Genomic DNA, 23907 nt, shown 5'->3' with positions numbered 1-23907 from the left:
GGGTGTCCTGGAGCCATGCGGACGAAGCCCGGGCGCGTCAGCGCCGAGATCTGGTGGCGGCCGTGCGGCCGACGGACGGGGCGGCGATCGCGCTCCTCAGCGCTGCGAAGCGTGAGCGGAGCGCTCGTTTCCACCGCGTCCCGGACCGGGACCGGTTCGTCTCCTCCCGAGTGCTGCTGCGGACAGCCGTCGCCGGCCGGCTGGGGATCACCACAAAAGAGGTGAATTTGCGTCAGTTGTGCTCGATGTGAGGGGCCGAGCACGGGCCGGTGAAGGTGGTGGACGCGTCGCCACCTCTGGAGGTGTTTCGGGATCACCGGTCGGAGTGGACATCGAGCGGATCCGTCCTCTCGGGGACGTGGAGCGCATGATGGCCGTGGCCCTCTCCCCGGCGGAACGGCGCTCGGTGGCGGCCCTGCCCCCTTCGGAGCGGTCGGCGGCGGTCCTCGCCGCCTGGACTCGAAAGGAGGCCGTTCTCAAGGCGTGGGGTTGCGGTCTGACAAGCATCTCCCCGACGCGTCTCACGGTCTCGCCCCAGGGCAGCGAACACCTGCTCACCGCGCGTCCACCCGAGGCGCCGACGACACCGGTCCGACTGCGGACGCTCACCGGCGGCCTGGCAGCCGGATACGCGGGCGCCCTGGCCGTCGCCGTGTCCGCGGGACACGACGTGCCTCTGGTCGTCGCCGAGCGGAACGCCGATGCCCTGCTGCACGGGGCGACGGCACAGGCTAACGTCGCCTCAGCGCGCCCGTACGAAGAGGGCCTGTGAGGCTGTACCGATCCTCCCCTTCTCATCCCAGAGCACCGTGCGAGTCACGCCGGTTCCTTGATCACCGATCTCGCTGACCGCGTCAAGCCCGGTCCAAGAGCCGGCCGCCTGTCGATGCAGGTGGACCGTCAGGTCGACATTGGCAAAGGCGAATCGATTCCAGTCGACGACGGCGCTGATGCCGCTCCCCATGTCGGCGTTCATCAGCACTCCGGTCAGAGCGGAGTGGTCGGATTCCGGGGTGAGCGGCACGTGCGTGCGTATCCAGGCGAAGGCCGGTCCCGGCTCCAGGAATTCTCCTCGCACGAAACGTCGTTCCGAGGCCCGCAGATAACCGAACGGCGGTCGGGGGTGGGGTACGGCCGGTGGCAGCGGTGGCACCTCGGTCTCGTCCGATGCCCCCGGCGGCGGGGGCGGTGTGCTGCGTGACCACCAGCCGGCGAAGCGGGCGCGGGTCGCGCCGTCGGCGCCGAGTTCGGCCTCCACGAGCCACAGACTGCGCCCCTGGCGCACCACGCGGGTGGTGACGGTCACGGTGTCCATGGGCACGGGCCCGAGGAAGTCGCACGTGGCGCGGATCGGCAGAAAGCCAGGGGGTGGCGATTTCTCGGCAGCGTGCGCGAGGAGTGCCGCCACGGCCCCTCCGTACTGATGCGCGGGATCCCAGGGGCCCTGGGCGCACAGTGTCGGCTGGTAGCGGTCGGTGCCGAGCGGGCGGTAGAAGACGTCGTCGTCCATCCCGAAGTGCCCTCCTGATCGAGGTCAGTTGGCCAATAATCAACCAACTACGCCAGCGTAGTGTATGGTGGCTCGCACTTCCGGTTCACCCTGGTGCCTCCGAATGGGCACCCCGTTCGATCCTGGACCAGCTGCCCGCAGGACCCACCGGCCGTCCCGGCCGTGCCTCCCGTAGCGGCTCCCCCGTAGAAGTTCGATCCAGACACACGTCCGTGGCGGGTCGCGTCCGACCGGCCGCTGAATCGATGGGGGACACGTGACTACGTCTGCCGTGCACATCCTGGAGCCGACCGTCCGCGAATTCGGGTTCGATCGGCTGTACAACCAGCTCCGCGTACTCGTCGCCCTGGAGAACAGCGTCGCACGCTGGGGCGTCTGCTCGATGCTCGACGCGCTGCCGACCGTCCGCGCGACGACGGGTTGCGGAACCCTGCAGGAGGCCGCCGCGCAGCTCTCGGAGACGTCGCAGGACGTGTTCATCCTCTCCGCGACGCTGGCCGACGACGAACTGGCCGCCCTGCGGGACAGCTGTCCCGGCACCATGAAGGTGATGCTGCTCCTGCAGCACCCGAGCGACGAGGCACTGGCGCGGGCCGCCTCGCAGCACGTCGACGGGTTCCTGCTGGAGGCCGGCCTGACGCCCGAGGCCCTTCAGGACGCACTCTCCCGCCTCCTGCGTGGCGAGATGCCGATGCCGGACTCGATGGCGCGCGAGCTGCTGTCGATGGTCCGGCGCCGCGGCCCCGCCCCGGCCCGTGGACTCTTCCTCACCCCGCGCGAACAGCAGGCGCTCGACCTGCTCGTGGCCGGCTGCAGCAACAAACAGATCGCCCGCAGGCTGGGGATATCCGAGCACGGCGCGAAACGTCATGTCGGCAATGTGCTGGCGAAGCTGAACTGCCCCAACCGCACCCTGGCGGTGGCCATGGCCCTGCGCGACGGGCTGGTGAGCAGGGAGCCGTAGCCGGGCCACCCCGGCCACCGAGTCGTCAGTGGCCAGCATCGGGCTGCTTTCTACCACGATGTCGTAGTAGATTAGCGATGTGGCCTCTCAATCATCACACGCTGGCGTGGTCCTCGGTGCCCTCGAGACCGAGATCATGAACGTGCTGTGGAACGCGCCCGGTCCGCTGTCCGTTCGTGAGGTCCTCGACAAGCTCAACGAGAAGCGCGCCAGCCCCTTGGCCTACACCACGGTCATGACGGTGCTGGGCCGGCTCGCGGACAAGGGTGCGACCACCCGAACGATGCAGGGGCGCGGATATCTGTACACGGCCGCGGTTGTCGACGAGGCCGCACTGGCGGTCCGTGAGGTGATCCGCGACTTCGGCGCGGCGGCCGTCGCGCACTTCGTCGACGAGGCCCGTGGCACGCCCGAGCTGATGGCGCGGTTGGAGCGCCTGATGCGGGAGGGCGACGGCACGTGAGCCGGGCGGGGACGTCCCGCCTGAGCGTGGCGTTACGTACCGCGGGCCTGGCCGTACGGCTCGCCGCGTCGGCGTTCTTCATCATCATGGCGGTCCTGTTCGTCACCTCCCATCACGGCTCCGCTCCCGCTGAGCCCTGGCACCGCGTCGAGATGGCCCTCGCGCTGTCGCTCGCCGGCGTGGGATGGACCGGCTCCCACGTCCTGCTCTACCGATGGCTGCGGGACACCCGGCGGCTGCACCGGCACATCGAGAACCACCTGGTGCCCCTCTCCCCCGCCCTCGCCCGGGCTGCCGTTCGCACCGGCCTCGACGGGCGTGTCGTCGAATTGGACGGCTCGCAGGCGACAGCCTTCACCTACGGCTCCTGGCGTCCTCGGATCGTGGTCTCGCGCGCCTTGATCGCGCAGCTCGAGGACGACCAGCTCGACGCGGTCCTGGAGCACGAGCAGACCCACCTCAGCCGACTCGATCCGCTGCGCCGGAGCCTGCTCGCGGTGGCCGGGGCGACGTTCTGGTACGTGCCGCTGCTACGGCACTGGCAGTCGCTCCAGGTCGTACGCCAGGAGATCGCCGCCGACCGGCGCGCCGTCGAGTCGTGTGGCCGCCGGGCCGTGGCCGGCGCGCTCCTCGCCGTCTCGCGGGAGACCGGGCCGACGACGGCCGGACCGGTGGCGGCGATGTCCAATCCGGCGCTGCTCGGGGCCCGCATCGCGCACCTCGAAGGGCTTCACGTCGCCGAACCGCCGATGCTCACCCGTCGGCTCATCCTCGTGAGCGTCATGGGGCTCATCGGCGTCGTGATGGTGGTCGGAGTGGCGATCCACCTCCTGTGCCTCTCCCACGTCGGCTGACGTCTCCCTCCCGGGCCGACAGGTCCTGCTCCGTCGACGTGGGTCTCCCCTCACCCGTCGCCGCCCGTGCGACCTGCCCGATCGGGTACCGCAGCCGGCCGGAGCGGGACACTGCGGACGGGCCCCCCGGAGTGCACTGGGCCCGCCCGCAACGGCGGGTCATCCTCACAGCGCCGGGTATTCACGCCCGGCCGATGAGGAGGCGAGCGTGGAGGAGACAAGAATCTCCGTACGGTCCCTGGGCAAGGTGTTCCCGGACGGGACCCGGGCCCTGCAGGACGTCGGTTTCGACATCGCGGCCGGTGACACCTTCGGCTGCCTCGGCCGCAACGGAGCCGGGAAGACGACCCTGGTCAATCTGCTGACCACGCTCGACACGCCCACGGAGGGCACGGCGAGCATCTGCGGTCATGACGTGGTGGACGGCCGCGAGGAGGTCCGTCACCGGATCGGCGCGTCTCTCCAACAGGTCGCTCTGGACGAGCTGATGACCGGGCGGGAGCATCTGGAGTTCATCGGCCGGCTCGCCGGGCTCGGTGCCGCGGCCGGGCGGGCCAAGGCCGACGAGCTCGTGCAGCTCTTCGGTCTGGAGGCGGCCGTCGACAAGATGGTGGCCGTGTGTTCCGGTGGCACGCGCCGTCGGCTCGACCTGGCCCTCGCTCTGCTGCGTGATCCCGAGGTGCTCTTCCTGGACGAGCCGACAACGGGACTCGACCCGCAGAACCGGCGGGCCCTGTGGGACTGGGTGCGCTCCTTCGCCGCCGACGGCGGCACCGTGCTGCTCACCACCCAGTACCTCGAAGAGGCGGACGAGCTCGCCGACCGCGTCGCCGTCCTGGACTCCGGGCGGATGGCCGTCCTGGACACCCCGAGCGCGCTGAAGGCGAAGGCGGGCGGCAAGCAGATCCAGGTGCGGCCCGTCGACCGACTCGAACGCGACCGTCTGATCGCCGAGTTCGGCCCCATGGCGACGCTCACCCACGGCGGGGACGTGATCGTGGACGCGACGCGGGAAGGCGAACTGCTCGGCGCCCTCGGCCGATTGGGGGGCCTCGGCGTGCCGCAGGCGGCCCTCACGGTGGTCGAGCCGACGCTGGAGGACGTCTTCGTCCGTCTCACGGGGGTGTCCGCGTCGGCCGAGGCCGACAGCCCGGTCGCCTCCGGGCTCGCGGCGATCGGCCGGTCCCTCGCCACTGGAACGGGAAGGAACGAACGTCCGTGACCGATCTGTCTCTTGCCTCCTCCGGCGCCCCGGGCGCGACGAGGCCGCCGACCCGAGGACGTACCGCGGCCTCGGGGGCGTCCGCCCCCTCGAACGGCTTCGCCTCCGAGGTGGGCCTGCTCCTGCGGCGCAATGTCCGCGAGGCGCTCCGCAGCCCCGTGATCGCCTTCGTGTTCCCCGTGCTATTCCCGCTGTTCGCGGAGACCCTGGTCGCCTCGGCGTACAGCAGGGTCTCCAGTCTCGCGACCTTCCCCGTGCATCCGTACACGGCCTACATGGCGCCCGGGATGGTGCTGCTCGCGGGCATGATGGGGTCCGGCTACTCGGCGACCGCGCTGGTCCTCGACGTCCAGACGGGCTTCCTGAACCGCATGCGCCTGCTCGACGTCCGACCCTCGGCGATCCTGCTGTCCCGGGTACTGTTCGACGCGCTGCGGGTGCTGCCCGCCGCGGTCGTGGTGCTCGTCGTGGGCCTCGCCCTCGGGGCACGGATCGACAGCGGCCCCGCGGCCGTGCCGGTCCTGCTCGTGATGTGCAGCGTCTGGTCGGTCGCGTACGGCGGGCTGTTCTACATCGTGGCCCTGACGACCTGGAACCCGCAGGCGCCACTGGCCATGTCGCCGCTGTTCATCCTGCTCATGTTCACCAGCACCGCCGCCATGCCCACCAACCTGCTCCCCGACTGGCTGGCGACGCTCTCCGCCTACAACCCGTTCACGTACGTCACAGAAGGTGCCCGCGCCCTGATGACCGGACCGGTCGACGGTGGTGCGCTGCTCGCCATGGCCGCCGTGCTCGTCGGCGGCGTGATCCTCACCCAGGCGTTCGTCATCCCGCTGTTCCGCCGTGCCGTCGAGCGTTGAGCCGTCGCCCGCCAGCCAGGTACGTCCGGTGATTCCCGAAGGAGCCCCATGACCACCCAGGTCGCGACCTCTCCCTCTTCCGCTCTGCTCTCCGTCCCGGAAGCCGTCGAACCCGTCGACTTCTACGGGGCGTCGACCGTTCCCGAGGCCCTGGCCCGTTCTGCCCGCACCGACAAGGGCATCATCCTCGTCGACGGCGCCCTCGCCGAGACCCGGCTGTCCTACCGCGAGCTCGACGCGTCGGCCCGTTCGATCGCCGCCTCGCTGCATGCCACGGGGGTGGCTCCCGGTGACCGGGTGTGCCTGCTCTCCGGAACGGACGAGTCACTGCTGCGCACGCTGTTCGGCGTCTGGTACGCCGGTGCCGTCCCCGTCATGCTGCCGCTGCCGCGCAGGCGCGGCGAACTGGAGGAGTTCCTCGACGACATCGGCCGGCGGGTCGCCTCCGTGGACGCCAGGCTGCTCGCGGTGACGGACGCCTACGTGGACGTGTTCGCGCCGTCGGCGGGGCCCCGGTGCCGGGTGGCGCCGCTCGGTGCGCTCGCGGGCCTGGGCCGTTCGCCGTCGGCGCCGCAGGTCGAACCGCCCTCGGATCCCTCGGCGGTGGCGCTGCTCCAGTTCACTTCCGGCACCACCCAGTCGTCGCGCGCCGTCGTGCTGACCCACCACAACGTGCTGTCGAACATGGCGGCGGTCTGGCACTCGTACGGGATCGGTCCGGAAGAGACCGGGATGACGTGGCTGCCGCTCAACCACGACATGGGCATCATCGGCCTCCTCGGGTGCGTCGCCCGCGGCAACGACGTCGTGGTGCAGTCCCCCGAGCACTTCATCTCCAGCCCCATGTCCTGGCTGACGGCCATCTCCCGCTACCGGGTCTCGCTCACCGTCGCTCCGAACTTCGCGTACGCGCTCGCGGGCCGGCTGCTGCGCGGGGTCGACCGGAAGCTCGATCTCTCGTGCCTGAAGTGGGCGGTGAACGGAGCGGAGCCGATCGACGTCGAGAGCCTCGATGCGTTCACCACGGCGGCTGCCCGCTACGGGATGCGGCCAACCGTGCCGTGCCCGGTGTTCGGGCTGGCGGAGGCGACGCTCTGTGTGACGCTGCGGCCGTCCGACGTCCCGCTCGCGGTCCGCTGGGTGGACCGGGAGACCCTGGAGACCGAGGGGCGTGCGGTGACCGTGCCCGAGGGAGCGCCCGGCGGGCGACGCCTGGTCGCGTGCGGCGCGCCCATCCCCGGTACGCGGGTGAGCATCCGCGACGAGGACGGGACCGAGCTGCCGCACGGCCGGGTCGGAGCGATCCACGTTCAGGGGCCGTGCGTGATGTCGGGGTACTGGAACGATCCGGCGGCCACGGCCGCGGTCATGCGGGACGGCTGGCTCGACACCGGTGACCTCGGCTTCGTCGGCGACGAAGGACTCGTGATCTGCGGGCGCCGCAAGGACATGATCATCCTGGGCGGCCGGAACATCTATCCGGAGGACTTCGAGACGGAGGCGGAGCGCGTGGATGGGGTCCGCCACGGCAACACGATCGCCTTCCTGGACCCGGCCGCCGAGCGGATGGTCCTGGTGGTGGAGGGCCGGGTGAGCGCGGCGGACGCCCCCGACCTCGCCGCACGACTGATCGAACGGTTGCGCAGGCGACTCCCGGTGCCGCCGCACGAAGTGGTCGTCTGCCCCGCCTCGACGCTGCCGAAGACCACCTCGGGCAAGCGTCGTCGCGGCCGCTGCCGGGAGATGTACCTGGACGGGAGCCTGCCCGTGCTGGCCCGGGCGACGCGGTCCTCGGCGGGGGCCGCCGCCGCGAGCACGGAGCGGGCCGAGTGACGGGGACGGCGGTACGCACTCTCGCCGGGCGGGAGGTTACGGGACCTGACGGTGGGCGTCCGCCGGCGCTCTACTGCTTCCCGCACGCCGGCGGCAGCACTGCGTCGTTCCGAACCTGGCAGGAAACGCTCGGGCAGCTGGCCGAGGTGCGGACGGTCGTCCCGCCGCCTCCGGCCGGCCGGAGCGCGCGGACGGTCCAGGAACTGGCCTCCCTCGCCGCCGACCGATTGGTCCGTATGGAGCCGGGGGACGTCTTCCTCGGCCACAGCATGGGGGCGCTGGTCGCCTTCGAGGCCGTACGGGAACTGGTGCGGCGCGGACGGCCGTCGCCCGCCGCCCTCGTGGTGGTCGCGCACCGGGCACCGCACGCGGCGCGTGGCCTTCACCCGATCAGCGGGCTGCCCTCGGAGGCGTTCTGGGCCGAGGTCGAGGCCATGGGCGGGACGCCGGACGAGGTGCTGGCCCGGGCGGAGCTGCGCGCGGCGACGGAACCCCGGCTTCGGGCGGACTTCGCGGCCTGCGAGTCCTACCGCTTCCTGCCGGGGCCGCCGCTCCCCTGCCGGGTGATCGGCTATGTGGGCTCTGCGGACAGGCAGGCGACCGCCGCGTCGATGCAGCCGTGGCGCATGCACACCCTGGAAGGCTTCTCGCTGACAGAGTGCCCCGGCGGCCACTTCTTCCTGCACGAGGATCCTCGTGGTGTCGTCTCGGACGTCCTGCGCCAGGTGCATTCGGAACGGTGGGAGGAGGCGCGATGTTGATCATGGTTCCACCTGCTGTCGGTTCGGAGGCGGCCGTCCTGGGCATCGGAGCGCACCGGCCGGCCCGGGTCGTGACCAACGACGAGGTGTGCGAGGTGCTCGACTCCAGCGACGACTGGATCGTCCGCAGGTCCGGGATCAGGACCAGACGGCGCGCCTCGGCCGGGGAGACGCTCGCCGTGATGGCACAGGCGGCCGGCGAGAAGGCTCTGGCCGCAGCCGGAGTGACGCCCGCCGAGGTCGACCTGGTCCTGCTCGCGACGATGAGCCGCCTGGAGGAGGGTCCTCCGGTCGCGGTCGACGTCGCCCGGCGGCTCGGTGCGTACGGAGCGGCGGCGACGGACCTCTCGGCCGCCTGTGCGGGCTTCACGCACGGCATCGCGCTCGCCAGGTCGGCGGTCGCCAGCGGACAGGCCCGGCATGTCCTGGTGGTGGGCACGGAGCGGATGTCGGACATCGTCGATCCCCGGGACCGGGGAACGGCGTTCCTCTTCGGTGACGGTGCCGGGGCGATGGTGGTGGGGCCGTCTGCGGAGCCGGGCATAGGACCGGTGAGCTGGGGCTCGGACGGGGCGGTTGCGGAACTCATCGTCCGACGTGGTGAGGATCCGTTTCTGCGGATGCGCGGCCAGGAGGTCTTCCGCTGGGCCGTGACCCACATGCCTGGAGTCGCACAGGACGCGCTCGACCGGGCCGGCGTGGGCGTCCAGGACCTGGCCGCCTTCGTGCCGCACCAGGCGAACCTGAGGATCGTGGAGCGGATCGCCACGAGGCTGCGGCTCCCGGATTCCGTTGTCGTGGCCGGGGACATCATGGACATGGGCAACACGTCCGCGGCGTCGATCCCGCTGGCCGCGGAACGCCTGCTCGCCTCGGGACAGGTGGCGGCCGGCGGCCTCGCTCTGTTCGTCGGCTTCGGCGCCGGGCTCGCGCACGCGGCCCAGGTCGTGCAGTTGCCCTGACCCCTCCCCCGCTTCCCCGTGCGGCTCGGCCGGTGCGCGATCTGCGCACCGGCCGGGCCGTTCTTGTACGGGGCTACGGAAGATGGGCACGACCCCGGACGAACGGCACCAGATGAGGCACGCCGGCACGTGGTTCGAGGATGTCGAGCACGCTGAGCCGGAAGCCGGCGGCACGGATGGCGGCGATGGTGTCCACGTTGATGCGGCAGCCGCTGCGGAGGCGCCGTACGACGGGCGTCATCATGTCCTGCACCCCTGCTGTCCATGGGTTGCGGGCACGGACGTGCTCGAGGAAGACGAGCACGCCGTCCGGGGACAGCACGCGCCGTACCTCTCGCAGCACAGCCGCCTGATCGGGCTCCGCACACAGGGCCATGGTGGAGACGACGGCGTCGAACGCGCCGTTCCGGAAGGGCAGCCGGTCGGGCATGGCAGCCACGACGGACACGGGAATGCCGGCCCCGGTAGAAGCCCGGACCGACGCGGCGGCGCTCGTCCGGGAGCGGTTCACCACGACGACACGTGAAACGGCTTTGTAGTGGGGAAGGTTGGCGCCGCTGCTCGCCCCCAGTTCCAGGACGGTGCCGTGCAGCGGTTCCACGAGCGAACGCCGGGCGTCCTCGGCGCAGGTGCGGGAAGGGACTCTTCCGGCGGACGACGCTCTTGGTACGACCTGCTCCATTGCGGTCTCCTCCATCACGGGCAGGACCCGCGGGCCGTCACTCGGCCACGCGGGTCCTGCCGTTCTTGTGCGGGCCTTGCCCGCTGCACGGATGCTTCAGACGCGCGGTTCGAGGGACTCGAGCTCGTAGGTGACGCGGACGCGATAGGTGACGGTGGAGCCATCGGGCAGGACGGAGCTGGTGTCCTGCTTGCGCGTCATCTTGAGGTAGGCGCCCGTCCGGGTCTCGAACCACACGTCGGCGACGGCGGTGCCCTTCATCTCGCCGTTGACCGTGCTGAGCAGTTCGACGTGATAGGCGTCGACGGGCTTGCCGCCGACCATGACGGACTCGGTATTGCGGAAGATGATGTCGATGTTCGCCGCGTCGTGGTGGGAGGCGTAGCACTTCGTCGACTGCCGACCGCCCGGCCCGACGGCTTTGCCACCGACCTGCACCATGCCCGGGTTGCACTCGTGGGTCATGTTGCGGTGCACGTCGCCGAAGGTGATGTCGGAGATGTGCGCCATGCAGAGGAACTCGCCGGGCGCACTGCACTGCCGGTGCCCGTCGGTGTACTCGCGCGCCGTCCGGAAGTACAGCTCCCAGCCGCAGCCGGAGGAACGCAGCACGGTCGCCGGTGTCACCTTGGGGAACTGACGGATGTACTTCTGCCCGTCGTACTCGACCCAGTCCTTGCCCGTGGTGCGGTACGAGTAGACGCCCGGCTTCGGGGCGGAGAAGCCGGCCAGCTTCGGGTTCGGCTGCACGGGCATCTTGCTGGGCATGCGGATCTCTTGGTGCTTCGGCCGGGAGTCGGCACGGTACTCCGTAACGGCCTCATCGACGCTGATCGCCGTCAGTTCGGGCGAGAAGAGGGTCTCCTCGCTCTTGGACACGTAGACGAAGGCGCCTGACGCGACGATCACGAGGAGCACGGGTATGAGACTGAGCAGGCGGGACCTGCGGCTGCGCCGCAGCCTGTGGGGATGGAGCATGGGAACGGGATCCTTCCTCGGTCTGCGGGCAATCGGGCGCGGGTCAGGACAGCAGGGGCAGGACGTCCTTGCTCAACCACTCCAGGGTGTCGACGATCTCCTGGGGCCTCATGTTGAGGTCGAGGACCATCAGGGAGATTCCCTCGCGACGGTAGGCGTCGAAGGACTCCGCGATGTCGGCCGACGATCCGTGCAGGTTGTTGCGGTCGGACATGAAGTTCATGACGGGGAAGGGCGGGATCAGACCGCGGCGGGCGGAGAGCATGATGGACCCGGGGTCGCGGCCCGCCTCGGTCGCGTGCCGGTGGATCTGCTCGTGGGCGGGGCCGATCTCCTCCGGATAGACCTCGTGCCCGAGCCAGCCATCACCGAGCCGGCCGACGCGACGGAGGGCCGGGTCGGAGTTGCCGCCGACGTGGATCCGCGGACCACCCGGCCGGTACGAGCGGCTGGTGAGCCACATGTCGTCGAAGTGGTTGAACCGTCCGTGGAACGAGACGGGTTCGGATGCCTCCCAGAGGGCCCGCATGAGGGCGATGGCCTCGTCCGTACGCGCGCCACGCTGACGTCGGGGCACACCGACGGTGTCGAACTCCTCATCCATCCAGCCGATGCCCGCGCCGAGTTCGATCCTTCCCTCGCTGAGCTGGTCGAGGGCGGCGAGCTCACCGGCGAGGATGACGGGATTGCGATAGGGCAGGGCGAGCACGTGGGTGCCGATGCGGATGCGCTCCGTGGCGCCGGCGACGAGCCCCATGACCGCGATGGGGTCGAGCCACGCCACTCCCCAGTTGTACGCGTCTGATGTGGTGGCCCTCGGGTAGAGGCAGGTGGAATGGCGTTCGCGGGGCAGCGCGACGTGGCTGCTGATCCACAGCGAGTGGAAGCCGAGACGGTCGGCGGCCTCGGCCACCTGGAGTACGTACTTGCGCCGGCCCGCGGGCCCCACGGTGGGCAGCGAGATGCCGATGTCCATGAACTCCTCCGGATTTGACGGGCTCTCACCCTCGCCGTGGCCGCTCCGGGAGGAGGAGACTCGTGGGACCGGGACATGCGCCGGGGCCGATCCGACCGGGGGTGAGGTACCCGTTCGAGGTACCCCTTCGGGGCTTCTCGCGCCCGGCTGGCGTCGGTGGACTGGACGGACCTCTTGCCCCACGCCGTTCACAGCCCCCGGAGGCCGCATGTACGACGTCATCGTGGTCGGAGCCCGCTGCGCGGGTTCCCCCACCGCCATGTTGCTGGCCCGGATGGGCCACAGCGTCCTGGTCCTGGACCGGGCCTCGTTCCCCAGCGACACCCTGTCGACCCATTTCATGCATCAGAGCGGTCTCGCCCGGCTGCGGGAGTGGGGGCTTCTCGAGCGCCTGGAGGCGTCGGGCTGCCCGCCGGTGACCGAGGCGGTCTGGTACTACGGCGACCTGCCGATCCGTGGCTGCGCGCCGCCGTTCCAGGGGATCGTCCCGGCGTACGCGCCGCGCCGCACGGTCCTCGACAACATCCTGGTGGACGCGGCCCGTGAGGCGGGGGCCGAGGTCCGTGAGGGCTTCACCGTCCGGGACCTGATCGTCGAGGACGGCGTGGTCGTCGGCGTGCGGGGCCGCAGCCACGGCGGTGCCGAGGAGGAACTGCGCGCCCGTGCGGTGGTGGGCGCGGACGGGAAGCGCTCGCTCGTGGCGCGGCTCATGGATGCGCCCGTGTACAACGACCGGCCCGCGCGGACCGTCGCGTACTACACGTACTGGAAGGGCCTCAACCGCGGCTACGAGGTGTACTTCGGCGACGAGCAGCAGGTGGCGGTGATGCCGACGCACGACGACTCCCACCTGATCGTGTGTGCGCTGCCGCACGCCGAGAAGGACGGGTTCAAGGCCGACATCGAGGGCACGTACCACCGGATCATCAAGGACACGGCCCCCGATCTCGCCGTCGAGATGGGCGAGTCGGGCCGGCAGACCGAGCGCTTCATGGGGACGGCGGACCTGCCGTTCTACTACCGCCGGCCGTACGGCGCCGGGTGGGCCCTCGCGGGGGACGCCGGCTACCACAAGGACCCGGTGACCGGGCAGGGCATCACCGACGCCTTCCGCGACGCCGAGGTCCTTTCCGAGGCGCTGCACAAGGTGCTGACCGGCACCGGCGACTGGGAGGAGGAGATGGCGGCGTACGAGGCGCGCCGCAACGAAGAATCCCAGTGGCTCTACGAGTTCACCCATCAGGCCGCCTCGCTGGGCTTCAGCGACCGCATGCGCAAGGCGTTCCGCGTGCTGGCCTACGACCAGAAGGAGGCGAACAGCTTCCTGGGCATCGTGGCGGGCTCCACGTCGGTGCTGGACTTCTTCGGCCCCGAGCACATGGCGGAGCTGGAGCGGCGCGCCGAGGACCCGGAGGACGAGGCGAAGACGCGTGCTGCCGCAGGACGTTGAGCCGTAGCGGTGAGCCGTTGAACACTTCACCCCTTTCTACTACGCTTCCGTAGTAGAAAGGGGTTCTTCATGCACACACAGCCGCACACCCAGACCTACGACGTCGTTATCGTGGGCGGAGGACCGGCCGGGCTCTCCGCGGCCACCACACTCGGCCGCACGCACCGCTCCACCCTCCTCCTCGACGCCGACTCGGGCCGCAACCGCGCATCACTCCACAGCCACGGCTTCCTCACCCGCGACGGCCTGCCGCCGGCGGAGCTGCGCGCGCTCGCCCTCGCCCAACTCTCCGCATACCGGGACGTCGAGCACCGCGCCCTCGCGGTCACCGGCGTGAAGCGGGAGGACGAGCACTTCACCGTCGCGCTGGCCGACGGCTCCACCGCCCGGGGGCGTCGCCTGCTGCTCGCCACCGGCATGACCGACGTCCTTCCCGAGCTGCCCGGGCTCACCGAGGCATGGGGCCTCTCCGCCTTCAACTGCCCTTACTGCGACGCCCACGAGGTGGCCGACGAACACGTGGTCGTCATCGGCGGAGACGGGGGCGCCCTGCGCCTCGCGCTCCAGCTCTCCCGTTACATCGGGGACATCACCTTGTGCACCGGAGGCGAAACGGTCGACGACGAGACCACCCTGGGGCTCCTGCGACGCCGGGGGGTCAAGGTACGCACCGAGCCGTTCGATCGGCTCGACGTCGACGACAAGGGGCGGCTCCGCGCAGTCGTCTTCACGGACGACGAGCGACTGCAGTGCCGTGCGGCGTTCCTCCGTCCGCCGACCTGTCAGGGCAGCACCCTGCCGGAAGAGCTCGGCTGCTCCCTCTTCGAGGACGGGAGCGTCGAGGTGAACGACTTCCAGCAGACCACGGTTCGCGGGGTCTTCGCCGCCGGCGACCTGGCCCGGCGCGCGAGCCTGCCGTTCCCGGCGTCGCAGATCGTCCATGCGGCGGCGGCCGGATCGCTGGCAGCGGTCGTGATGGACCAGGAACTGCTCGGCGAGGAGGCCATGGGCGGCTGACTCCGCCGCGCGGCCGGAACAGCGCGGATACGGCTCGGGGCCCGGGAGATCCTCCCGGGCCCCGAGCCGTTCGGCCGTGGCGTCGCTCACTCGGCCGCCGAGACCTGCACCTTGCCCGTGGCGGCGGCCGCCTCCGCAGCCACCTTGGCCTCGTGATCCTCCTTGAACTTCTTGAGGAACTCGACGGTCCACAGCGGGACCGTCGGCAGCGCCAGCGCCAGCACGAGCAGCAGCCCGGCGAACGGCAGCGCCCACACGTACACGATGTGGATCGACTCGGCGAACGCCTGGGAGAACAGGGCCCGCACGGGCTCCGGGAGGACCGCTCCGTCCACCATCGCCTGCCGGGCCACGTCGTCCGGCGAACCCGGCAGCGCCGTTCCGGCCGAGCTCATCTCGTCGGCGAGCCGCCGCACCAGCAAGGTGCTGAAGAACGCCGTGCCGATGGCGCCACCCATCGAACGGAAGAACATCGCAGCCGAGGAAGCCACTCCGAGGTACTGCATCTCGGCGGAGTTCTGCATGACGAGGACGAGGAGCTGGATGGCGAAGCCCATCCCCATGCCGAGCACCAGCATCTCGAGGACCATCAGCCAGTCGGGCGTGTCACCGTCGAGCTGGGTCAGCGCGGCGAAGCCGGCGATGGTGAGCAGCGAACCGATGATGGGGTAGGGCCGATAGCGGCCGGAGGCGGTGACCCGGCGACCGACCACGGTCATGGTGACCACGACACCGAGCATCAGCGGGGTGAGCGCCAGACCGGACGTGGACGCGCTCATGCCCCGTACGGCCTGGAAGAACTGCGGCAGGAACACGACCGCGGCGAGAAGCAGCATGCCGAGGACCACGGAGGCGGGTACGGCGATCGCGAAAGCCCGCGCCTTGAAGAGCCCGAGCGGCAGTACGGGGTTGGCCGCCGTCCGCTCCCGCGCCACGAAGGCGATCAGCAGCACGAGCGCGGCCGCGAGGAGGCCGAGGATCTGCACGGAACCCCAGGCGTAGTCCCGCCCGGCCCATACGGTCACCAGCATCACGGACGTGACCGCGCCGACGAGCAGGGCCGACCCGAGCACGTCGACCGCGCCGCGCACCACCGTGTGCGGCAGCTTGAAATAGCGCACCACGAGCAGCATGGAGACGAGGCCGATCGGCACGTTGATGTAGAAGACCCAGCCCCAGTCGAGGTAGTCGGTGAACAGTCCGCCGAGCAGCGGGCCGCCGATGCTGCCTGCCGCGAAGACCGCGCCGCTGTAGCTGAGCGCCTTGCCGCGCTCGTGCAGCGGGACCAGGTCGGCGATACCGGCGCTGCCGAGACCGACGAGTCCGCCACCACCGAGACCCTGGATCGCGCGCAGGGTGATGAGCGACCACATGTTCGGCGCGAGTCCGCACAGGATCGACGAACCGATGAAGAGCGTGAGGGCGATCAGCACCATCCGGCGACGACCGAACATGTCGCCCAGTTTTCCGTACAGGGGTGCGCTCGCCGTCGTCGTGAGCAGATAGGCGCTCACGATCCAGGCGGAGGAGGACAGACTCCCGAGGTCCTTGGCGATCGACGGCAGTGCGGTGGCGACGACGGTCTGGTCGAGCGTGCTCAGCAGCATGCCGAGAGCCAGACCCGTGATCGCGAGGCCGCGCCGCTCCGGGGCGGCCCGGCCGGGCGAGGAGGCGGAGGCAGAAGCAGACATTTTTTCCCCTCGGGGGCTCGCGGAGCGGCGCAGAGACGTTGGCACACCACCCCATCAACGACGAGTCCATAGTACTACGCATCCATAGTAGATGTCGCGATGGCGGCCACCACATCCACCGACGGGCTGCTCAGCGGGCGCCGCCCAGGACCGACTACCGGACATCTCCGATCGCACGGCCACAGCTCCTGGGTGGTCCTCAACTCACCTGCGCTTCAAGGCATTCAGCCCCACCCTGGCCATGAGCATCACTGTGCGTCTTGAATGTCGTCATGAAGTCGAACGAATACCCAATCCTGCCCGCTGACGCACCGGCACACCTGAGCATCGGCGCCGTCGCAGAGCGCTTCGGGCTCGCCACCCACGTATTGCGGCACTGGGAGACGACCGGGCTCCTCACACCCGACCGGGACGCCGCCGGCCGCCGGCGCTACAGCGACACGGACGTGACGCGCGTTGCGGTCATCCTGCACGCAAAGGAAGCCGGTCTCCCCCTCGGCGCGATTCGCGCCCTCATATCGACATCGGACGGGCAGCAGCGCACAGACGTTCTACTGGAGGAGGCGAAGACCCTGCGTTCCCGCATCGCCGCCTCGGAGGAACTTCTCGCCCTCCTGGAAACTGCCATCGACTGCCACCACGACGACTTCACCGACTGCGCCTCCTGCGGGCGCGCCCTGGCAGCGACAGACCCGTCAGTCGACTCACCCGACACGGTCTCTCAAACGCACTGACGAGCCAAGGTTGTTCGGGTTCGCGGTTCAGGCCGGGTTCCGATCGAACGGTCAGCCAGCCGCTGCAGCGCTCCTCTCACATCCCGGTCGCGGAGGCGACGAAGAGGGGTACCGCCAGAAACAGACGATCGGTTCGGGCCCGTGCCCGCTGTTCGGCCAGCCACCCGTCTGCCTCCGCCCGGGTGACCGCTCCAGCCGCGCACGCCCCTTCGGCGAGACCCACGATCATCGGCAGCACGGCTGCTGTCGTGAACACACCCGTATGGACCTCCACCTGGACATCATGGAAGCCGACGTCGAGCAGGAGGCTCCGGTAGCGCCGCACCGTTCGCGGCCCCGGCACCAGCTCGGCCCTGGCGAGCACGATGTCACGAGCGAGTACAGCATCATCGGAGTCGATCAGGAAGGTGTCCCAGTCCTGGCCGATCAGCACGGCACGGCCGCCAGGCGCCAGAACCCTGCGCGCCTCCGCGACGGCGCGGGCAGGATCCTCCAGCTCGTGGAAGACCTTGTCGGCCCTGTAGGCGTCCAACTCCCCTTCCTCGAAAGGAAGCTGCTCCGCGTCGGCGCGGCGGAAATCACCCTCCGGCCTCCGCCTCCTGGCCTCGGTGAGCATCTCTTCGCTGATGTCCACCCCGATCACCCGCGCACCGAGGCCTGCCATCTCCGTCACCGCCCGCCCCGCACCACAGCCCACGTCAACGACCGCGGACCCACCACCCAGAGCGAGCAACTCGTACGAGCGTTCGCGGAGTCGTCGAGCAGCGGGAAGCGCATCCAGCGTGTCCAGCACAGCGGTGAGCTGCGCTGCCTGACCGGGTGGAACACCATGCATCTGCGTATTGGACATAACCGCCAGGCTGGCGCTTAATGTCGACGTGAAGTCAAGCGACAACGGTCGGTCCACCCCATGGATGAGCGTCGGAACCCTCGCCGAGCGCTTCGGGCTCGCCACCCACGTACTGCGGCACTGGGAGTCGACAGGCCTCCTCACTCCTGCGCGCGACGCTATCGGGCACAGGCGGTACGGCCCCGACGAACTCGTACGGACAGCGATGATCCTGCAAGCCAAGGAGGCCGGCCTTGCCCTCGAAGAGATCCGCGCCATGATGACAGCCGCGGATGTCCGGCGCCGCGACGAGGTCTTGTCGGCCCGACGGGCCGCCCTGCGCGCCACCATCGCGAAAGCTCAGGCCCAACTCGAACTGATCGAGGGCGCCTTGGACTGCGATCACGACGACATCGTCGCCTGCCCCCATTTCCAACGGGTCATCTCACTGCGGACAGGCGAGTCGCATCGGGAGCCGGAACGCCGGCCCACATGACCGTCGGGAGTCAGCCCCACAGTCCGATGATCATCAGGGCAGCACTTCGGGAGGGCAGGGCCGGGCGAGCGCCGCGGGCACGACGAACGCGCGGGGCCAAGGACAAGCTGAGTACCGTCGGCAGAGTACTGGCCACCGTGCTCTACCTGCGCAAACTCGGCACCCGAAACCTACTCGCCCCACTCTTCGGAGTCAACGGCAGCACCCTCACCAAGGCCGTCCGCCGAGGCCGGCCCCTCCTGGCCGAGCACGGCTACACCATCCCACCATCGACAGCCAGGTTCCGCACGCCCGCTGACGTCACCGCGTTCCTCGCGACCGGCATGATCACCCGCGTGACCAATGACGCGGGCGTACATCCCGTACGGACAGCCGGCCGGCTACCACGACGGCCCCTTCGGCCTGAGCCCCGAGCTGCTGGACGAGAGGTTGTTCCGAGCGTGTCGTCATGTACAGCGCGGCCGACGTCGAGGGATGGCTCCGCAGCCGCCACATCCCCCTGACTGGAAGGCTTGATGCCCCGAATGGAAACCGTGCCCATCGGTGTCCGAATCTCGGCGGACGTCGAGCACAGGCGCAACAGGGCCAATCCGTACCGAGCTCGCGTCCGCTGGTTCGATCCCGAGACCAAGCGCCGCATGTCGCTGTCCGAGGCCAAGCAGGACGAGGACGAGGCCAACGCATGGATCAACTCCGTCCTCGAAGCCGCGGCCGCCGGGCTCGACCCATCGCTCGCCACCATGAAGCTCGCCGCCTACGGCGAGGCGAACACGGAACTCGCCCTCCGCGGCCTTGAGCTGAAGACACGCGACCCCTACCTCTCGGGTTGGCGTCTACGGGTAGTGCCGGCGCTGGGCCACCTGCCGGTCCGGATGATCACCAACGGCGTTGTCGACCGCACCGCCCAGAACTGGATCGCCGACGAACTCGGCCGCCCCACCGTCAAGAACACCATCGCGGTCCTGGTCCGCGTCATGGAGCAGGCGGTCCGAGACGGCATCATTCGGATCAGCCCAGCCCGTGTGACCGGCTGGCAGAAGCTCTACAAGCAGGTTGAGGACGAGCTCCTCAGCCCCGGCTCGCTCGCCCTGCCCGACTCGGAGACGCTCGTCGAACTCGCCGACGCCCTCGTCGCCGCCTCGCACGGCGAGTACCGAGGCTGGGGCGAGGTGGTCCTCTTCGCCGCATGCACCGCCGCACGCATCGGCGAGGTGTCCAGCTGTCGCGTCGGGGACATCGACACGACCAACTGGCTCTGGACCGTGCGCCGCCAGACCACCCCCCGCACCCGGCGGCTTGGTCGACAAAGGCACCAAGGCGCAAACGAGCCCGCCAGGTCCCCATCATCGAGGAGATCCGCCCGCTCGTCGCCCAACGGGTCCTGACAGCCGGCCCCGATCCCGACGCCCGCCTGTTCACCGGCCCCCGTGGCGACCGCATCGCGACCGCCGTGCTGCGCGATCCCGCCGGCCGACCGCAGCGATGACGCACGCAGACCGCGCCCACCCCGGCATGCGAACCTGCGGCCGCCCTGTCGCCGCCACCGCTCCGCAGGCGCGATCGGTAGGCGGAACCTGGGGAACCATCTCGGAGTCCCCCCGCGTCTTGCAGGCGGAGTTGCCCCGGGCCCTCATGGCTGAGACCCCCTACCCGATCGCAAAGAGGCCAGTCTCGACCCACCTGGGTCTCTTCGCCCACAACACCTCTTGATTCACAAATGCGTATTCGCGTTTTTCCCATATGCACGGCCGATTGGGCAAGGAAGGCATGCATCCGCTTGAGGGCCGGAAGGCTGGGCTGAAGAGGCACCTTAATTCCTCTCACCTGCCGCAAAAGAGAGCACCCGGATCTGATCGGTCAAGATCGATCAGAATAGTTCAGAAGTGACCCGGAAAACTTCTTCGAAACTGGGATGTGAAGGCCGGAAAGCGCAAGATACCTGTCAGGAGAGACGGCCTTGCATAAGGTACGTATTTGCATGACGGGATATACCTTGAACGCGTCGCAAATGCCTTGCCGTAGCGATATGTTAGGACCGTCAGCATGCGGATCGACAAGGCATGCTGCATGCCAGCAGCCCCGGGTGGCCGCCCGGGGCTGCTGGTGTCACCACTCGATCCTCATAGGAGAGGAATTCAGTGACCATCAAGAACAGCCGGGCGACTCACGACGCCTACCCGGCCGACCTCACCCCGATTATCCCTGCCGAGAGCCCGGGTGAAACCCGTAAGACCCATTTTGATCTGCGGGTGTGCGGCAGTCTGCTGGTCGTCATCGGACTGACGGTCGTCGTCATCATCATCGTGGTGACCCGTCCGCCCGCGCCGGAACTCTGGCCGCTGGCCGTACCGCTGCTCCTGCCGTTCCTCGTGACGGCCCGCCGCAGCACCCTGCGCCTCGTGCGCACCCGCCGGGCCTGAGACCCGCACCGGGTGGGCGCCCTCCGGGGCCCCACCCGGCCTTGGCAGCCGGAACCCCGGCCCACTGGACGATCTTCAGGCCGGGGCGGCGAAGGGAGACATCGATGACGAAGCCATCACCGACAGACCGGTGCGAGCAGTGCCGGGGCCCTGTCGAACAGCCGAAGACCGGACGGCCCAGACTGTACTGCAAGCCCCGGTGTCGGCGTGACGCGCAGCAAGACCGCGACCGCGCCCGTCACGAGCGTGGCACGCTCGGCAACATGTGGGAGCCGATCGCCGACGATCTGCTCGCCCGCGCGGTCCAGCTGCACTCGGGCAAGCGGAAACCGCTGGAACACGTTCTGCGCCTGGCCGGCGCTGCTGCGAACGACATCGAGTCGCTGGTCGCGGTAGCGGTCACCAGCGCTCGCCAGCGGGAAGAAAGCTGGGCGGAGGTCGGCCGGTCCGCCGGCGTGAGCGCCGCTTCGGCACGGGCCCGGTGGGGCGGGGACCAAGTGCCTCGGCTCCTGGAACGGCGCGCGGGCTCGCCCTCCGGCACCGTCGGAGCCGTCGAATCGCTCCTCAACAGCGCGTCGCCGCCCACCTGGCCCGAGCTGGAGAAGGCCCTGCTCGCCCTCGGAGCGGACGCCGTCACACTCGAGCGGCTCCGGGTAACAGCACGCGCTGACGAGGCAGTCGTGGAACAAAAGGACAACGAAGGATGAGCCGGCACCGTATGCCGGTGCGTCTCGTGTACGAAGCCCTGTGCGATGCCAACAAGCACTGGTATGTGCGTTACGCCGAGATCTGGACATCCGACCGGACCGAGGCCAGGCGCTGCGTGCAGACAGCGCTCGATGCCCTGGAGGCGCAGTGGGCCACGGTGCTCCGGACGGCCTCCCCGGCGGCACGCGTGTGGAAAGGGCTGCGGGCCGAGGTCGAGCGGCGCTCTGCGGCCGAAGGAAGCACTGCGGAACACATCCGCTCGCTCCTGTCCGGCGACCAGGCCGACATCCTTTTGCTGCACCAGAAGCTGCGCCTGCCCCTCAAGCAGGCCGCACGCTTGATGGGACTGCCTGAACCCGAAGCGCTGGTGCTCCTGCGGGGCGCCGAACGGCGGCTGGCCGCCGACGGACGCTGAAATAGGCCCGGCGTACGCCCCTGCGACAGGTGTGCGCCGGGCACGCGTGAGATAGCCCCCTGGCGGATGGAACCAATACATCCTTCCGGGCGACTAGCCGAGACCTCCCCGTTTCTCTACCATGAGCCCTTATAACTCAACGGAGTCGGCTCACGTCGAGGCAGGGGAACGCGTATGGTCCACGGGGAGAAACCCCAAACTCGCATCATCGACGATAGCCACGCCAGCGCGGCACGCATGTACGACTGGCTACTCGGCGGAACAGAGAACTATCAAGTCGACCGTGACGCCTGCCGAGTACTACTGAGGATCGCGCCGAGCACACAGCAACTCGCCCGGAACAACCGGGCATTTCTGCGGCGCATCGTCAGATATCTGGTCAGGGAGCGAGGTATCATCCAATTCCTCGATCACGGCAGCGGCCTGCCGACGCAGGACAACGTGCACGAAATCGCCCAGCGGATTGACCCTGACGCCAAAGTGGTCTATGTCGACAATGACCCAATGGTCTTGGCACACGCCAAAACTTACCTAAACGACAATAGCAACACCCACGTCCTGGACATCGACTTCCGGGACACGGAAGTAATCTACGAAGGAACCAGGGGTTTCCTCGACTGGGACAAGCCGATCGCGGCGCTGTTCGTCTCCGTCCTGCACTGCGTCCCGGACAGCCCCGACCACAAAGACCCCGCCGCGGTGATAAGGGCGGTATCGGCCCGGTTGGCACCAGGCAGCTGCATGGTGATCTGCCAGCTTGTGAGTGACGACCCCGTGGTACGTGATGACGTCACCCGACTGATGGCCGACGCAACGGGTGGCCATTGGGGCCGCGTCCGTGAACGGGACGAAGTCGCACGCTACTTCGACAGCCTGCACATCATGGAGCCCCCCGGCCTCGTCGACGTGACCGACTGGATGCCCGACTCCCCGCCCCCACCCCTGGAACACCGCGCGACGGACTGGGTCGAATGGGGAGGGGTAGGCATCGTCCCCCGGCCCCGGTGACCCGCCGGGGAGCAGCCGGAGTGAGCACAGCTCACTCCGGCTGCTCCCCGGCAGCCAGCTTCTCCCAGTGGGAAAGGGCCCTCTTCAACGCCTCAAGGTTCTCGTTGATCCCGGTCCGCGGCTCGTCGTCGTCGTAGGCGGCGGCCCGAAGTCGCACGAGTATCTTCCGCGTACGGTCGAGCTGGACCTTGTTGGTGATGTAGTGGGCGCCGTCTGCGTGCTCGGAGTACGCCAGCTCCTTATGCTGCCCCTCGCTGAACTTCATGTGGAAGACAGACGTGGGCGGGGCGATGTACTCCTTGGGAAGGATCCGCACATTGACCTTGCACGTCGAGGTCAGCCGAATGAGATGACGAATCTGATCGGCCATCTCGGTCGGCGTGCAGTACTGGGCATAGAGGACGGGCTCGTGGATCAAGCCCACGAAACTGGGCGGTGCGGACCGGAGAATCTCCTGGCGCTGCATCCGCTGCCGGACAACCCGGTCGATCTCACTGCCCGAGAGATCGACCTCTATGAGCTGAGTCACAGAACGGGCATAGTCTTCCGTCTGCAAAAGGCCCGGCATCACCCGGTGTTCGTAGACCGTGATCCAACTCGCGGTCCGTTCCAATCGGATGAGACGCCTGAGATAGTCCGGGGTGACATCGGCGAACCTGGCATAGAGATCCTCGTTCGAGGTCTGCTGGTAAAGCTGCTCCAGGTGAGCCTGTTCATCACGCGAGACGCTGTAGAAACGTGCCAGATCCACCAGGTCCCGGTACTTGACAGGACTTTCGCCTCTCTCCAGCCGGCTGACCTTCGACGTGGACCCGCGGATCACCCGCGCTGCTTCGGCCAGGGTGTAGCCCTGCTTCACCCTGTGGTCGCGAAGCTCTTCCCCGAGCAGCCTGTCGCTGAGACGGTCACCGCTGGCCTGCAGCGGGAAGACGGAAGCGTCACTGTCAGACGGCTGCTGAGAGGCGGCAGGCATAGTTTCTCCGTGCATCGAGGCAATACTTGCCGACAGAATGCCGAAATACGCCCGCCGCCACAACTTATGGCCAACGCCTTACAGGGCGTTCACCTTGA

General features: G+C 69.2%; 26 protein-coding genes and 1 pseudogene. 20 read left to right on the top strand and 7 right to left on the bottom strand.

The annotated features are described in order from the left end of the window. The first annotated feature begins 62 nt into the window (after positions 1 to 62). Positions 63 to 251, top strand: coding sequence for a hypothetical protein (locus ACGFRB_RS29155; protein ID WP_393247255.1), 189 nt, complete (start codon positions 63 to 65; stop codon positions 249 to 251). Then, positions 239 to 772, top strand: a complete 534-nt coding sequence (locus ACGFRB_RS29150; RefSeq protein ID WP_393247253.1) for a 4'-phosphopantetheinyl transferase family protein — start codon at positions 239 to 241, stop codon at positions 770 to 772. The genes ACGFRB_RS29155 and ACGFRB_RS29150 overlap by 13 nt, the downstream gene beginning before the upstream one ends. Here the strand turns inward: ACGFRB_RS29150 and ACGFRB_RS29145 are convergent. Then, entirely contained in the window at positions 743 to 1510 is a 768-nt protein-coding gene (locus ACGFRB_RS29145; protein ID WP_393247251.1) for a thioesterase family protein, read from the bottom strand. The genes ACGFRB_RS29150 and ACGFRB_RS29145 overlap by 30 nt on opposite strands. A gap of 256 nt (positions 1511 to 1766) precedes the next feature. Between ACGFRB_RS29145 and ACGFRB_RS29140 the strand changes: the two genes are divergently transcribed. From ACGFRB_RS29140 to ACGFRB_RS29105, 8 genes are all read left to right on the top strand, one after another. Beyond that, on the top strand, positions 1767 to 2474 hold the full coding sequence (locus ACGFRB_RS29140; RefSeq protein WP_393247249.1) for a DNA-binding response regulator: 708 nt from the start codon (positions 1767 to 1769) through the stop codon (positions 2472 to 2474). 79 nt (positions 2475 to 2553) lie between these two features. Then, a complete protein-coding gene (locus tag ACGFRB_RS29135; protein WP_393247247.1) occupies positions 2554 to 2937 on the top strand; it encodes a BlaI/MecI/CopY family transcriptional regulator in 384 nt (127 codons plus the stop codon). Between the two features lie 26 nt (positions 2938 to 2963). Beyond that, entirely contained in the window at positions 2964 to 3791 is an 828-nt protein-coding gene (locus ACGFRB_RS29130; protein ID WP_393247245.1) for a M56 family metallopeptidase, read from the top strand. Between the two features lie 208 nt (positions 3792 to 3999). Beyond that, positions 4000 to 5013, top strand: coding sequence for an ATP-binding cassette domain-containing protein (locus tag ACGFRB_RS29125; RefSeq protein WP_393247243.1), 1014 nt, complete (start codon positions 4000 to 4002; stop codon positions 5011 to 5013). Further along, positions 5010 to 5876, top strand: a complete 867-nt coding sequence (locus ACGFRB_RS29120) for an ABC transporter permease (protein ID WP_393247241.1) — start codon at positions 5010 to 5012, stop codon at positions 5874 to 5876. Before ACGFRB_RS29125 ends, ACGFRB_RS29120 begins: the two co-directional genes overlap by 4 nt. Positions 5877 to 5924: 48 nt before the next feature. Continuing rightward, positions 5925 to 7709 (top strand): AMP-binding protein, encoded by a 1785-nt coding sequence (locus tag ACGFRB_RS29115; RefSeq protein ID WP_393247239.1) that lies wholly within the window; start codon positions 5925 to 5927, stop codon positions 7707 to 7709. Further along, complete coding sequence (locus ACGFRB_RS29110) at positions 7706 to 8470, top strand: thioesterase II family protein (RefSeq protein ID WP_393247237.1); 765 nt, start codon at positions 7706 to 7708, stop codon at positions 8468 to 8470. Before ACGFRB_RS29115 ends, ACGFRB_RS29110 begins: the two co-directional genes overlap by 4 nt. Next, positions 8464 to 9432 carry a beta-ketoacyl-ACP synthase 3 gene (locus tag ACGFRB_RS29105; RefSeq protein ID WP_393247235.1) on the top strand — a complete coding sequence of 323 codons (969 nt, stop codon included), beginning with the start codon at positions 8464 to 8466 and terminating at the stop codon, positions 9430 to 9432. The genes ACGFRB_RS29110 and ACGFRB_RS29105 overlap by 7 nt, the downstream gene beginning before the upstream one ends. Positions 9433 to 9505: 73 nt before the next feature. Here the strand turns inward: ACGFRB_RS29105 and ACGFRB_RS29100 are convergent, their stop codons facing one another. From ACGFRB_RS29100 to ACGFRB_RS29090, 3 genes are all read right to left on the bottom strand, one after another. Next, on the bottom strand, positions 9506 to 10114 hold the full coding sequence (locus tag ACGFRB_RS29100; RefSeq protein ID WP_393247233.1) for a class I SAM-dependent methyltransferase: 609 nt from the start codon (positions 10112 to 10114) through the stop codon (positions 9506 to 9508). Between the two features lie 96 nt (positions 10115 to 10210). Beyond that, positions 10211 to 11092, bottom strand: coding sequence for a hypothetical protein (locus ACGFRB_RS29095; RefSeq protein WP_393247231.1), 882 nt, complete (start codon positions 11090 to 11092; stop codon positions 10211 to 10213). Positions 11093 to 11135: 43 nt separating this feature from the next. After that, positions 11136 to 12068 carry a TIGR03619 family F420-dependent LLM class oxidoreductase gene (locus tag ACGFRB_RS29090; RefSeq protein ID WP_393247229.1) on the bottom strand — a complete coding sequence of 311 codons (933 nt, stop codon included), beginning with the start codon at positions 12066 to 12068 and terminating at the stop codon, positions 11136 to 11138. Between the two features lie 208 nt (positions 12069 to 12276). On the opposite strand from ACGFRB_RS29090, the gene ACGFRB_RS29085 reads away from it, so the two are divergent. Next, the gene (locus ACGFRB_RS29085; RefSeq protein WP_393247227.1) at positions 12277 to 13518 is read left to right on the top strand and encodes an NAD(P)/FAD-dependent oxidoreductase; all 1242 of its coding nucleotides are present in this window, start codon (positions 12277 to 12279) and stop codon (positions 13516 to 13518) included. A 69-nt stretch (positions 13519 to 13587) separates the two neighbouring features. After that, positions 13588 to 14535, top strand: coding sequence for an NAD(P)/FAD-dependent oxidoreductase (locus ACGFRB_RS29080; RefSeq protein ID WP_393247226.1), 948 nt, complete (start codon positions 13588 to 13590; stop codon positions 14533 to 14535). Positions 14536 to 14621: 86 nt separating this feature from the next. On the opposite strand, the gene ACGFRB_RS29075 is transcribed toward ACGFRB_RS29080, so the two are convergent. Beyond that, complete coding sequence (locus ACGFRB_RS29075) at positions 14622 to 16226, bottom strand: MDR family MFS transporter (protein WP_393247224.1); 1605 nt, start codon at positions 16224 to 16226, stop codon at positions 14622 to 14624. Positions 16227 to 16498: 272 nt separating this feature from the next. On the opposite strand from ACGFRB_RS29075, the gene ACGFRB_RS29070 reads away from it, so the two are divergent. Beyond that, a complete protein-coding gene (locus tag ACGFRB_RS29070; protein ID WP_393247222.1) occupies positions 16499 to 16960 on the top strand; it encodes a MerR family transcriptional regulator in 462 nt (153 codons plus the stop codon). A 76-nt stretch (positions 16961 to 17036) separates the two neighbouring features. Here the strand turns inward: ACGFRB_RS29070 and ACGFRB_RS29065 are convergent, their stop codons facing one another. Beyond that, the gene (locus ACGFRB_RS29065) at positions 17037 to 17810 is read right to left on the bottom strand and encodes a methyltransferase domain-containing protein (protein ID WP_393247220.1); all 774 of its coding nucleotides are present in this window, start codon (positions 17808 to 17810) and stop codon (positions 17037 to 17039) included. 64 nt (positions 17811 to 17874) lie between these two features. Here ACGFRB_RS29065 and ACGFRB_RS29060 point away from each other — a divergent pair, with 64 nt between their 5' ends. From ACGFRB_RS29060 to ACGFRB_RS29030, 7 genes and pseudogenes are all read left to right on the top strand, one after another. Beyond that, entirely contained in the window at positions 17875 to 18285 is a 411-nt protein-coding gene (locus ACGFRB_RS29060; RefSeq protein WP_393247218.1) for a MerR family transcriptional regulator, read from the top strand. Between the two features lie 56 nt (positions 18286 to 18341). Then, positions 18342 to 18623 (top strand): annotated as a pseudogene (locus tag ACGFRB_RS29055) (transposase family protein); the annotation flags it as partial. A gap of 186 nt (positions 18624 to 18809) precedes the next feature. After that, a complete protein-coding gene (locus ACGFRB_RS29050; protein WP_393247216.1) occupies positions 18810 to 19670 on the top strand; it encodes a hypothetical protein in 861 nt (286 codons plus the stop codon). A gap of 753 nt (positions 19671 to 20423) precedes the next feature. Continuing rightward, on the top strand, positions 20424 to 20705 hold the full coding sequence (locus tag ACGFRB_RS29045; protein ID WP_393247215.1) for a hypothetical protein: 282 nt from the start codon (positions 20424 to 20426) through the stop codon (positions 20703 to 20705). 263 nt (positions 20706 to 20968) lie between these two features. Continuing rightward, positions 20969 to 21412 (top strand): hypothetical protein, encoded by a 444-nt coding sequence (locus ACGFRB_RS29040; protein WP_393247213.1) that lies wholly within the window; start codon positions 20969 to 20971, stop codon positions 21410 to 21412. An 11-nt stretch (positions 21413 to 21423) separates the two neighbouring features. After that, complete coding sequence (locus ACGFRB_RS29035; RefSeq protein ID WP_393247211.1) at positions 21424 to 21828, top strand: hypothetical protein; 405 nt, start codon at positions 21424 to 21426, stop codon at positions 21826 to 21828. A gap of 174 nt (positions 21829 to 22002) precedes the next feature. Beyond that, positions 22003 to 22836 carry an SAM-dependent methyltransferase gene (locus ACGFRB_RS29030; protein WP_393247209.1) on the top strand — a complete coding sequence of 278 codons (834 nt, stop codon included), beginning with the start codon at positions 22003 to 22005 and terminating at the stop codon, positions 22834 to 22836. A gap of 31 nt (positions 22837 to 22867) precedes the next feature. Here ACGFRB_RS29030 and ACGFRB_RS29025 read toward each other — a convergent pair whose 3' ends face one another. Then, complete coding sequence (locus ACGFRB_RS29025) at positions 22868 to 23809, bottom strand: helix-turn-helix domain-containing protein (protein ID WP_393247207.1); 942 nt, start codon at positions 23807 to 23809, stop codon at positions 22868 to 22870. Positions 23810 to 23907: the final 98 nt, after the last annotated feature.

It is taken from the genome of Streptomyces sp. NPDC048718 (assembly GCF_043198875.1).
GTDB lineage: Bacteria > Actinomycetota > Actinomycetes > Streptomycetales > Streptomycetaceae > Streptomyces.
The sequence above is the reverse complement of the archived record's forward strand: the minus strand, read 5'-3'. Positions and strand labels throughout refer to the sequence as shown.